Source organism: Streptococcus oralis (assembly GCF_023109155.1).
Taxonomy (GTDB): Bacteria; Bacillota; Bacilli; order Lactobacillales; family Streptococcaceae; genus Streptococcus; species Streptococcus oralis_BZ.
Window position 1 is genome coordinate 270,523 of the sequence record NZ_JALDUA010000002.1, and the last position, 11,406, is coordinate 281,928.

Sequence of the window (11,406 nt, forward strand, 5' to 3'; positions counted from 1 at the left end):
CTCCTCACTTTATTATTCGTGAGAAGGATAGAAAATTAGATTTTTTTCTCAATTGGGGCTACACTGGCTAAGAGTTTTTTCAGCCCCACTTCTGGGAAATTGATTTTCAACTCCTGAGTATCACCGCTACCAGAGACTTCCAGAACAGTTCCCTCTCCCCACTTCTTGTGGAGAGCAATATCCCCAATAGACCAGTTGGTATCGCTTGAATCTTTTTTATTTCCGGCTGCTAACTGTCCAAACGGAAGACCACTTGACTGGATAGAGCTTGGTGCAGCATTCCGTTTCCGTTCTTGAAGGGCCTGAGCTAGGCTCATACCTTGACCAAAGGCCACTCCACCACTGCTATAAGATGCCTTAAAGCTAGTATTCGCCGGACGAGCCAAGCCTTGATATTCAATCAAGTCCGAACTAATTTCATTGATAAAACGAGTTGGACGATTGTAGTTGGTACGCCCAAAAAGCAAGCGAGAGTTAGCATTGGTCAGATAAAGGATCTTTTCTGCGCGTGTAATACCGACATAGGCCAAACGGCGTTCTTCTTCCAGTTCATCAGGATCCTCAGCTGCACGGCTAAGTGGAAAGACATTTTCCTCCATCCCAATGATAAAGACAACTGGGAACTCAAGTCCCTTAGCTGCGTGCAAGGTCATTAAGGTCACTTCTGATGTCTCCTGACTGCCTGAATCCGTATCCGCAATCAGGGCAAGGTCGTTCAAGAAACGACTGAGTTTGTCCAAACCTGTTTCCTCTTCTTGACTATCAGGATTGTCGTCAAAATTCTTGGTAACAGATAGAAATTCCTCGATATTTTCAACCCGAGCCTTGCTTTCTAAGGTCGCTTGGGCATTGAGAATATCGATATAACCTGTTTTTTCTAGAACAGCCTCAACCAGCTCGGTGATAGTTAATTGATCCAGTTTTTCTCGCAAATCCAAAATCATATTGGCAAAGTCCCAAATTGACTGTGCTGCCTTCCCCTTGATTCCTGATAACATGATATTGGCTGAAGCATCCAGCATAGACATGTCTTGCATATTAGCAAAGCCGCGAATTTTCTCAACGGTTCCTGGGCCAATTCCGCGTTTAGGCTCGTTGATAATGCGCTCAAAACTGATATTATCACTCAAATTGGCAATGAGGTTAAGATAAGCGATAATATCACGGATTTCCTTACGGCTGTAGAACTTGGTTCCTCCAACCATAGTATAAGGAATATTGGACTTGAGCAAGGCTTCCTCAATGGTACGGGATTGTGCATTAGTCCGATAAAGAACTGCAAAATCCTTATGAAGGAAGTTTTGACTGCGACCAAGTTCATCGATGGTTTTGGCTACAAAAACAGCCTCATCTTGTTCATCGTTGGCTCTGTAGTAGACGATTTGTTCCCCATCAGCATTCTGAGTCCAGAGATTCTTAGGACGACGATTTTTATTGTTTTTGATGACGTCGTTGGCGGCTTGCAGAATAGTTTTGGTTGAACGGTAATTTTCCTCTAACAAAACGACCTTGGCGTTAGGGTAATCTTTCTCAAAATCCAAGATATTCTGCATATCAGCCCCACGCCAACCGTAGATGGACTGGTCCGCATCTCCAACTACACAGATATTTTTAAAGCGAGATGCCAAGAGTTTGACCAATTGATACTGGGCATGGTTGGTATCTTGGTACTCATCAACGTGGATGTATTGGAACTTCTGCTGATAGTAGGTCAAAACATCAGGATTTTGATCAAAGAGACGCAGGGTCAGCATGATTAAGTCGTCAAAGTCAACGGACTCAGACTGACGAAGCTCTTTTTGATAGGCTGTATAACACTGAGCTACAATTTGTGTATACATATCTCCAGCTTGGGCAGCATAAGCCACATCATCAATTAGGTCATTCTTAGCATTGGAAATGGTTCCCAAAATAGTCCGTTCATTCCATTTTTTCGGATCTAAGTTTAATTGCTTGAGAATGCGTTTCATGAGGGTTCGCTGTTCTCCGGGATCTACAATGGTGAAGTTCCGATTGTAGCCAATATGATCCGCATCGCGACGCAGGATACGAACACACATGGAGTGAAAGGTCGCAATCAGACAGTCCTGAGTAGCTGGATTAAGACCATAAGCACGCTCTTTCATCTCACGCGCAGCCTTATTGGTAAAGGTAATGGCCAAGATATTCCAAGGATTGACCATCTTTTCATCAATCAAATAAGCAATACGGTGGGTCAAAACTCGGGTCTTCCCAGAACCAGCCCCCGCCATGATTAACAAGGGGCCTTCTGTCGTTTGTACCGCCTCTGCCTGACGGTCATTCATTCCATTCAATAATGCGTTCATCTTCTCTTCCTTACTCTTGAAGTCAATGTTTCTATTATATCAGAAATCAGGTAAAATAGAAACTTTATAGAGAACACTTTGACAAGTAAAATTTTCATCAGTGCTTACAAAAAATGTATTTTTCAAATGAAGAAGAGGTTATTCTTTGACAGGAAAAAGAGCTTGGATAGCATTTCCAAACTCTTTTAATATCATCTAAATCTTAGAACAAGCCTAAAACGGTTCCGTCACTTTCAACATCCATATTGAGAGCTGCAGGTCGTTTTGGAAGTCCTGGCATGGTCATGACATCACCAGTCAGGGCAACAATGAAGCCAGCTCCTAATTTTGGTACCAATTCACGAATGGTAATTTCAAAGTTTTCTGGCGCTCCAAGTGCATTTGGGTTGTCAGAGAAACTGTACTGAGTTTTCGCCATACAGATTGGCAATTTGTCCCATCCGTTTTGAACGATTTGAGCGATTTGCGTTTGGGCTTTCTTCTCAAAGTTCACTTTGCTACCACGGTAGATTTCAGTAACAATTTTTTCAATCTTTTCTTGGACAGAAAGATCATTGTCATAAAGACGAGTGTAGTTTGCTGGATTTTCTGAGATTGTCTTGACAAGCGTTTCGGCAAGCGCTACGCCTCCTTCTGCGCCATCAGCCCAGACACTAGCCAACTCAACTTGCACATCAATTGAGGCACATAGTTCCTTCAAGGCTGAGATTTCAGCTTCAGTATCAGAAACAAATTCGTTAATCGCGACGACTGCAGGTACTCCAAATTTACGGATATTCTCAACGTGGCGTTTCAAGTTAGCAAAACCTGCACGAACTGCTTCTACATTTTCCTCTGTAAGAGCGTCCTTAGCTACACCACCATTCATCTTAAGGGCACGGAGGGTTGCAACGATGACAACAGCATCTGGAGATGTTGGCAAGTTTGGTGTCTTGATATCAAGGAATTTCTCAGCACCAAGGTCTGCACCAAAACCAGCTTCAGTAACAGTATAATCAGCTAAGCGAAGGGCTGTGCTTGTTGCCAAAACAGAGTTACATCCATGAGCGATATTGGCAAATGGACCACCATGTACAAAGGCTGGTGTACCGTAGATTGTCTGAACCAAGTTCGGTTTGATAGCATCTTTCAAAATCAATGCTAAAGCACCCTCAACCTGCAAATCACCAACAGAAACTGGTGTACGGTCATAGCGATATCCGATAACGATATTCGCCAAACGACGTTTCAAATCTTCAATATCAGTCGCCAAGCAAAGAATGGCCATGATCTCGGAAGCTACGGTAATATCGAAACCATCCTCACGTGGAATACCATTTAGAGGACCACCAAGTCCAACGGTAACATGACGAAGGGCGCGGTCGTTCAAGTCCACAACACGTTTCCAGAGAATACGACGTTGGTCGATTCCCAGCTCATTTCCTTGGTGTAAGTGGTTGTCAATCAAGGCAGAAAGAGCATTGTTAGCAGTTGTAATGGCATGCATATCCCCGGTAAAGTGAAGGTTGATGTCCTCCATTGGCAACACTTGAGCATAACCACCACCGGCTGCACCACCCTTAATACCCATTACTGGACCAAGAGATGGTTCGCGGATAGCAATCATGGTTTTCTTGCCGATTTTGTTTAAGGCATCTGCCAGACCGATGGTAATAGTTGACTTCCCTTCACCAGCTGGTGTTGGATTGATGGCAGTAACCAAGATCAATTTCCCAACTGGATTGCTCTCAACTGCACGAATTTTATCAAAGCTGAGCTTAGCCTTGTACTTCCCGTACAATTCCAAATCGTCGTAAGAAATACCCAGTTTCTCAACAACATCAACGATTGGTTTCAGCTCAATACTCTGTGCGATTTCAATATCTGTTTTCATTCAAAACTCCTCTAGCCTCTAATTTGATAATTCATTATAACACAAAACAAGATTTTTAACATCCATAAACTCTCTAAACGTTCGTAAATATCCTGAATTTCAAGGATTTTAGAGCCCTTTGAAAAATTTTATATGGCTTTATAGTTTGAAACTATAGTTAATCTTCGCTTTTACCAAAAATTTATCGCTTTCATTTTACTTACTGTTTATTTTTGTGTACAATAGTGCTATGAAAATTTTAGTCACATCGGGCGGTACCAGTGAAGCTATTGATAGTGTCCGCTCTATTACTAACCATTCTACAGGTCGCTTGGGAAAAATCATCACAGAAACCTTGCTTGCTGCGGGGCATGAAGTTTGTTTGATAACGACAAAACGAGCTTTGAAGCCAGAAGCTCATCCCAACCTAAGCATTCGAGAAATTGATAATACCAACGACCTTCTAGTTGGGATGCAAGAACTTGTTCAAAATTATCAAGTCTTGATTCATTCAATGGCTGTGTCTGACTACACACCTGTTTATATGACGGGACTTGAGGAAGTTCAGGCTAGCTCTAATTTAGAAGAATTTTTAAGCAAGCAGAATCATCAAGCTAAGATTTCATCAACTGATGAAGTTCAGGTTTTATTCCTGAAAAAAACTCCAAAAATCATCTCTCTAGTCAAGGAATGGAATCCTGCTATTCATCTGATTGGGTTTAAATTGCTGGTTGATGTCTCTGAGGATTATCTCATTGAGATCGCACGAAAGAGTCTTATCAAGAACCAAGCAGACTTAATCATTGCAAATGACCTCACTCAAATTTCAGCAAACCAGCATCAAGCAATCTTTGTTGAGAAAGAGGAACTCCAAACCGTTCAAACCAAAGAGGAAATAGCAAACCTCCTCCTTGAAAAAATTCAAGCATACGATTCATAGAAAGGAAAGCCATGGCAAATATTCTCATCGCAGTAACAGGTTCCATTGCCTCCTATAAAGCAGCTGACCTAGTCAGTTCCTTGAAGAAACAAGGCCATCAGGTCACTGTCTTAATGACTGAGGCAGCGAGAGAGTTTATCCAACCGTTGACACTACAGGTCCTCTCTCAAAATCCTGTCCACCTTGATGTCATGAAGGAACCAGCTCCTGATCAAGTCAATCATATCGAACTAGGCAAAAGGACTGACCTTTTTATTGTTGTTCCTGCTACTGCTAATACCATTGCCAAACTAGCACACGGATTTGCTGACAACATGGTGACAAGTACAGCACTTGCCTTGCCAGACCACGTCAAAAAGTTAGTCGCACCAGCCATGAATACAAAGATGTATGACCATCCGGCAACTCAGGCTAATCTAAAAACATTAAAGACCTATGGTTATCAGATCATCTCTCCAAAAGAATCTCTACTAGCCTGTGGCGATCACGGCAAAGGCGCCCTAGCTGACCTGAATACTATATTAGAAAGAATAAAGGAAACCCTCGATGAACAAACGCTCTAACATTGCCCCAATTGCTATCTTTTTTGCAGTTATGCTCGTTATCCACTTTTTGAGTTCTATCCTATTTAACCTTTTCCCATTCCCAATCAAACCTACTATCGTTCATATTCCAGTCATTATTGCTAGTATCATCTATGGTCCTCGGGTTGGGGTTACACTTGGTTTTCTTATGGGACTATTGAGCTTAACGGTAAATACGATTACCATCCTTCCAACCAGCTACCTCTTCTCACCATTCGTACCGAACGGAAACATTTACTCTGCGATTATCGCTATTGTCCCTCGCGTTTTGATTGGGCTGACACCTTACTTGGTTTATAAATTATTAAAAAACAGAACAGGTCTCATCTTTGCTGGTGCTCTCGGTTCACTTACCAACACCGTCTTTGTCCTTGGGGGAATCTTCTTCCTTTTTGGAAATGTCTTCGACGGCAATATCCAAAAACTCCTGGCAACCGTTATTTCTACAAACTCAATTGCCGAGCTTGTCATCTCTGCCGTTCTAACAGTAGCAATTGTTCCCCGTCTCGAAACCTTGAAGAAATAAAAAATCAACTCCACTTTCATCCTGAAGGTGGAGTTTAGCATTTAAAACATGAGAAACATCAATAGAATGTGAAAGCCAAAGCGCAGGAGCTGATACGAAAGAGGGGTAGGTTGCTGACTTTTCTGACTATCCAAATATAGGGTTAGTGATAGAAAAACCAAACCAAAAGCAATCACCATTCTGACCAAATAGGCAATTTCCATAATAGCAGCCATCAAAAGAATACCTAATAAGGGAAGGCCAAAAAGTGAAAGAGCTAGGGTACCTGCTAATAGAGAGATTAGCGAAAGGACCAATAAACTATAAACTATGAAACGAGTCCAACCTGAGACAACTTTCCCTTCTTTTTTCTGCTTTGACATCATCACGATTACCACAACTAGGTAAACAACAAGTATCATGACAATTTCTCCTCGGTTCCTATTATTCTTTACCACATTTTAACCAAATTTTCCTGAAAAATCAATAATACTTCTTGACTTGATTGGTGATTTATTGTACTATACTTGTGTATATACAGATAAATGGAGGTTCTTATGGATATACGGAAAAAAACGCAGTTTATGACTATGACTGCCTTACTCACTGCAATAGCGATTTTGATTCCAATCATTATGCCTTTTAAAATCGTTATCCCACCGGCTTCTTACACCTTGGGAAGTCATATCCCCATCTTTATCGCCATGTTTCTTTCGCCTTTGATGGCTGCTTTTGTGATTATTGCTTCTAGTCTTGGTTTCCTGATGGCAGGTTATCCGCCTGTTATTGTACTTCGTGCCTTCTCTCACATTGTTTTTGGTACTTTGGGGGCTTTGTACTTAAAGAAATTCCCTGAAACCTTGGATAAACCAAAGGCATCTTGGATTTTTAACTTTGTTTTGGGTGTTGTTCATGCTATCGCTGAAGTAATAGCTTGTATCATCTTTTATGCTACTTCAGGGACAAATGTTGAAAATATGTTTTATGTTCTCTTTGTCCTAGTTGGTTTTGGCACAATCGTTCATAGTATGGTAGACTATACATTAGCACTAGCTGTCTATAAAGTGCTTCGAAAACGTCGCTAAAAGGAAAAACTATGACAAAGGATCGCAAACAAGCTCTTCTCAAACTATTAAAAGAGGCACCAAAAGCCCTCAATGGTCAAACCTTGGCTGAACACTTCCATGTTACGCGCCAAGTCATTGTACAGGATATCGCTATTCTCCGAGCAGATGGGGCTCCTATCCTATCCACCAATCGTGGCTATATCTACAAAGAAAATGATTCTAGCCCCTACGTTCACAAACTCTTTAAAGTGAAACATGAACTGGAAGAAATCGGTCAGGAACTTCTAGCTATTGTAGATAATGGCGGACGCGTTCAAAATATCTTAATCGATCATCCCGTTTATGGCGAAATTGAAACCCTACTCAAACTCACTTGCCGCCGAGATGTCCAGCACTTTCTGGAACAAGTTGAGAATTCAGACTTTAGACCCCTTTCTGAATTGACAGACGGCATCCATTACCACCTTGTTGAAGCCGAGACACAACAAGACCTCCACTATATCGAGGAGGCCTTGGATCAGTTAGGTTATTTAGTAAAAGACTAGAAAATTTCTTTCTCCCAGCCGTCCTCTGTACGGTGGCGATAGAAGAACTCAGACTTGTCAGGTGCTTCCATCATTTCCATCAGAGGCAACATATCATAGGCCAGATCCAAGTTTGGAATCTGGTCTTTTTGCACCCAAGATACTTCTCCTTCATCTGAAGATTGGAGATTCCCAGTAAACTCTGTCGCCTTATAACAAAAAACGATGTAACGCCCACCTGTATCTAAGGGCCAGTTTTTAATTCCGACTAGTTGTGGATTCTGAATGGTTAGACCCGTTTCTTCATAAATCTCACGAATGACAGACTCGGCAAAGGCCTCGCCGTTCTCAACATGACCTCCTGGAAAGGCATAGCCAGACCAGCGATTGTTTTCAGGAGAGCGATATTGCATTAGGACTTTACCTCGCGCCTTATCTTCGACAAGGCAGATGTTTGTTAGGATTGTTTTTTGGGAACGTGACATGGATTCACTCACTTTCTATTTGTTATTATTCATCTCGATATTTTACTTCTGACTTCATGATAAAGGGATTGATCAATTCATGATGGTCATAAGTAGTACGGGCCAAAAAACCTCTAGCAATGATGATTTCCTTATCTTCTATGCGATAGTCTATATTGATAGGGACGGCTGGATCCGAGATAACTGATAAAACAAAGAATGCTGCAAACCAAAGGTAAAATGTCACCAATCCACTAAATACTTGAAAAATAAGGTGATACCATTTAGCATCTCTTGTTCTATAAAAGATTCTCCAAGGATGGATTAGGAAGGTCAAACAAAGAATGAAAAACCAACTATTCCACAAAATCGGCGTAAAAGATAGTCCAAAAACCAGCAACACCAAATGAAGAACCACAAAGGTCAGCAAAGCCAAATAAAGTGTCTTAAACGAAATTAACTTAGTTAGATTTTCTTTTGTCATAATTTTTCCTCTTTTTATCATTATATTTCAAAATCACCATCAATATCGCTGGAATGATGAAAAAGATTAGATAGGTAGCAATTGGAAGCCAGATGTAGCGATAATCAACAGATAATAAGGAAGGAATTTTTTTAACATTTCTCCCTTTCACCCCAACAATTAAGTGGAGAAGAAAAATAGGTCCATTTATGTATAGAAAAGGTTGTAAAAATCCTTGTACTGAAGTCTTTTCACTAAAACCATCTCTAAAAATACCTTGATAGAGTGTGTACACCAAAAAGACAAAATTCATAATAATTGGCAAGACATAGGACATTTCCTGATATGGTTTCGGGATAAGTGTTGTCCCAAACAACACATACATGATACCAAAAATAGAAAATAATATTATGCCACCATCCATAAAAGAAGCAAGCTTTGGATGCCTTCCCATCCACAATTGGACGTGAGCTATCAAAGAATCCTTTTTATGGATTTTTCTCATTTTTCTGTTCTTTTGTTTGATCTTCTTTGGTTTCTTAATCTTTCGTTCCATTTACGCCTCCTTCTTCTCTTTTCTATCCGTATAACCAAAAGCAGAATGCCCAGCCCTAAGAAAAAGAAAAAGAGATAACTTACAATAGGAGCCCAGACATAGGCCGGATCCATAGAAATTATAGGGGGGAAATTCGTTGACTTACGACGTCCTAGCCAATTCAGACCCACCAAGAGATGAAAGGGAAAAAGAAGACCATTGAACCCAATAAATCCCCATGAAAAGTAACGCCATTTCTGAAGTTTATCACTACTAAAACGAAAGACAAGGAAATAGGTTGATAAGAGCAGAAGGAAAAGATTAAAGCTTAAGGGAGAAAGATAGTTTAAGTTTGGGAATGGAGAACCAATGAAAGAGGCAGCAAGAAATGATACAAACAAAGATCCGAATAACACACTCGTATCCATGAGTTGACCAATCCTTCTGTGCCTTTCCATCCAAAGAAAAATCCTCTTAGTCCAAGAAGGCTTTTCTTTTGTCTTGTACTTCATTTGCCTACTCATCTTCATTTTCATCTACTCCTTTTTTTGAACCTTTAGAGAGAAAGAAGATTGCCAAAGTTAACATCAAGACTAGAAGGTAGATGACAATAGGAAACCAGATATAGGATGACTCCAGTGAAAACAAAGGTGACAGAACGACTCTTCCTCTTTTTCTCACACCAATCAGTTGAAAAATGAAGCTAAGGATATTGATATAAATAAAGGGTTCACAAAATCTTTTAAGGGTCCTTTCTTTTTTAGTTTTCACTGACAAAAAGAGAGCATAGAACCTATTACCCAAGATAAAAAGATTCAATTGCAAGGGAAATAAAAGCTCTCTGTACCGAAAATCAGCTGGAAGGCTTTTGTTCTGTGATGTTGTAAATTCTATAACTAGGAACAAGATGATATAAAAGATAATATCAAGCATAAATTTGACAAATCGATGCCCTTGTAACCAAAAACGAACAGAATCTAAGCCTGATGACTTCTTATACTTCGTCTCTTTCAAATTCATAATAACTTCTTTCCATTTAAAATATATTCTAAAACGTAATCGTTTGTTCATTGCGTAATCTAAAAACAAAATCACAATTCTACCAGTATTTAACTCTCAGATTTTGATGATTTCTTACGTACCATTCTAATTTCAGTGATAGGTTTTCCAAGGTCAAGTATTTTTTCTTGCCCATCAAAAGTAAAACCCATTTTTTGATAGAATGCAATGGCTCGCTTATTCCCTTTTAATACCCATAAAAATATTTCAGAGAACTGTTCAAGAGTCGTCAGAGCTTCCTTCATTAACTCCTGAGCAATACCTTTTCCGTAATAGTCTTTTAAAACATATAAGGCAATAATTTCACCAGCTTGAATAGCCTCATCACGAAAGTTTCCATAACTGATAAAACCAACTACCTTCATGCCATCCATCGCGATCAATGTATTTTCTGGATATTTTTGACTAAAGAATCGACATCTTTCTAATGTCATCGTCTCCTGAAATTCTGCAGGTAAAAGGTCATCATAAGCCTCTCTCCACGTTTGCCAGTGAACGAGAGATTTTCCTTCTATCTCTTCAGGAGTTTCCATCTGTTTGACTGTGATGACCATTTGCTTCCTCCCATTCTTCTCTCAAAATGCCGTATTTAATACTATCATAATAAACACCTTGATAATAACGAACTTTTGGAATATGAGCTTCTTTTTTCATTCTTAATTTCTCAGCCAATTTCATCATACCAAAATTTCCTGACCAAGTTGTCAAACCAAGATGCTCCAACTCCAAGTAATCCTTAAATGTCCGATCTATCCATTGTAGCATAGCAGCTTTTCCAATGCCAGAGTTCCAAAACTTGCTATCATAAATACAAATCCCCAATTCCATCCATCTTGTTTGTTTACATACCCAGTAGCGCGAAACAGTCCCAACTAGTTTATCATCAACAAAAATGCCAAGGCGATTTGAGTTGTTTAGAGTAGATTCTGATTTTTGGAGTTTAAATTCTTGAAAATTAGGAAAATGCTGATAATCGTCATAATAGGGAGCATCATACTGCTTCCAAATTGGATTAGATTGTGAATAAGCAATTTCCCACAAAGACACCAAATCTTCTTCAATTAGTTTTCTTAAATAAACCATACT

Annotated in this window: 14 protein-coding genes; 5 read left to right on the top strand and 9 right to left on the bottom strand. The window is 39.9% G+C overall.

What is annotated here, in order from left to right:
* Positions 1 to 35: 35 nt before the first annotated feature.
* Positions 36 to 2,327, bottom strand: coding sequence for a DNA helicase PcrA (gene pcrA, locus M1F63_RS05330; protein ID WP_247940909.1), 2,292 nt, complete (start codon positions 2,325 to 2,327; stop codon positions 36 to 38).
* 202 nt (positions 2,328 to 2,529) lie between these two features.
* Positions 2,530 to 4,200, bottom strand: coding sequence for a formate--tetrahydrofolate ligase (locus M1F63_RS05335; RefSeq protein ID WP_247940910.1), 1,671 nt, complete (start codon positions 4,198 to 4,200; stop codon positions 2,530 to 2,532).
* Positions 4,201 to 4,429: 229 nt separating this feature from the next.
* Here M1F63_RS05335 and coaB point away from each other — a divergent pair, with 229 nt between their 5' ends.
* Genes coaB through M1F63_RS05350 form a run of 3 tightly spaced genes read left to right on the top strand, consistent with a single transcriptional unit; the run spans position 4,430 to position 6,229 of the window.
* Positions 4,430 to 5,119, top strand: a complete 690-nt coding sequence (coaB, locus tag M1F63_RS05340; protein ID WP_247940911.1) for a phosphopantothenate--cysteine ligase — start codon at positions 4,430 to 4,432, stop codon at positions 5,117 to 5,119.
* 11 nt (positions 5,120 to 5,130) lie between these two features.
* Complete coding sequence (gene coaC, locus M1F63_RS05345; protein ID WP_247940912.1) at positions 5,131 to 5,682, top strand: phosphopantothenoylcysteine decarboxylase; 552 nt, start codon at positions 5,131 to 5,133, stop codon at positions 5,680 to 5,682.
* Positions 5,666 to 6,229, top strand: a complete 564-nt coding sequence (locus M1F63_RS05350) for an ECF transporter S component (RefSeq protein WP_247940913.1) — start codon at positions 5,666 to 5,668, stop codon at positions 6,227 to 6,229. The genes coaC and M1F63_RS05350 overlap by 17 nt, the downstream gene beginning before the upstream one ends.
* 41 nt (positions 6,230 to 6,270) lie before the next feature.
* On the opposite strand, the gene M1F63_RS05355 is transcribed toward M1F63_RS05350, so the two are convergent.
* Positions 6,271 to 6,630 carry a hypothetical protein gene (locus M1F63_RS05355; protein ID WP_247940914.1) on the bottom strand — a complete coding sequence of 120 codons (360 nt, stop codon included), beginning with the start codon at positions 6,628 to 6,630 and terminating at the stop codon, positions 6,271 to 6,273.
* 135 nt (positions 6,631 to 6,765) lie between these two features.
* On the opposite strand from M1F63_RS05355, the gene M1F63_RS05360 reads away from it, so the two are divergent.
* Positions 6,766 to 7,293: an ECF transporter S component gene (locus M1F63_RS05360; protein ID WP_000354644.1), complete on the top strand. Its 528-nt coding sequence runs from the start codon at positions 6,766 to 6,768 to the stop codon at positions 7,291 to 7,293.
* A gap of 11 nt (positions 7,294 to 7,304) precedes the next feature.
* A complete protein-coding gene (locus tag M1F63_RS05365) occupies positions 7,305 to 7,820 on the top strand; it encodes a transcription repressor NadR (protein WP_247940915.1) in 516 nt (171 codons plus the stop codon).
* Here the strand turns inward: M1F63_RS05365 and M1F63_RS05370 are convergent.
* From M1F63_RS05370 to M1F63_RS05395, 6 genes are all read right to left on the bottom strand, one after another.
* Complete coding sequence (locus M1F63_RS05370; protein WP_247940916.1) at positions 7,817 to 8,284, bottom strand: 8-oxo-dGTP diphosphatase; 468 nt, start codon at positions 8,282 to 8,284, stop codon at positions 7,817 to 7,819. The genes M1F63_RS05365 and M1F63_RS05370 overlap by 4 nt on opposite strands.
* A gap of 25 nt (positions 8,285 to 8,309) precedes the next feature.
* Positions 8,310 to 8,747, bottom strand: a complete 438-nt coding sequence (locus tag M1F63_RS05375; RefSeq protein WP_000159689.1) for a hypothetical protein — start codon at positions 8,745 to 8,747, stop codon at positions 8,310 to 8,312.
* Positions 8,725 to 9,282, bottom strand: a complete 558-nt coding sequence (locus tag M1F63_RS05380; RefSeq protein WP_247940917.1) for a hypothetical protein — start codon at positions 9,280 to 9,282, stop codon at positions 8,725 to 8,727. The genes M1F63_RS05375 and M1F63_RS05380 overlap by 23 nt, the downstream gene beginning before the upstream one ends.
* A gap of 495 nt (positions 9,283 to 9,777) precedes the next feature.
* Positions 9,778 to 10,281 (bottom strand): hypothetical protein, encoded by a 504-nt coding sequence (locus M1F63_RS05385; protein WP_049520356.1) that lies wholly within the window; start codon positions 10,279 to 10,281, stop codon positions 9,778 to 9,780.
* 89 nt (positions 10,282 to 10,370) lie between these two features.
* On the bottom strand, positions 10,371 to 10,874 hold the full coding sequence (locus M1F63_RS05390; protein WP_247940918.1) for a GNAT family N-acetyltransferase: 504 nt from the start codon (positions 10,872 to 10,874) through the stop codon (positions 10,371 to 10,373).
* Entirely contained in the window at positions 10,840 to 11,403 is a 564-nt protein-coding gene (locus M1F63_RS05395; RefSeq protein WP_049490666.1) for a GNAT family N-acetyltransferase, read from the bottom strand. Before M1F63_RS05395 ends, M1F63_RS05390 begins: the two co-directional genes overlap by 35 nt.
* Positions 11,404 to 11,406 lie beyond the last annotated feature (3 nt).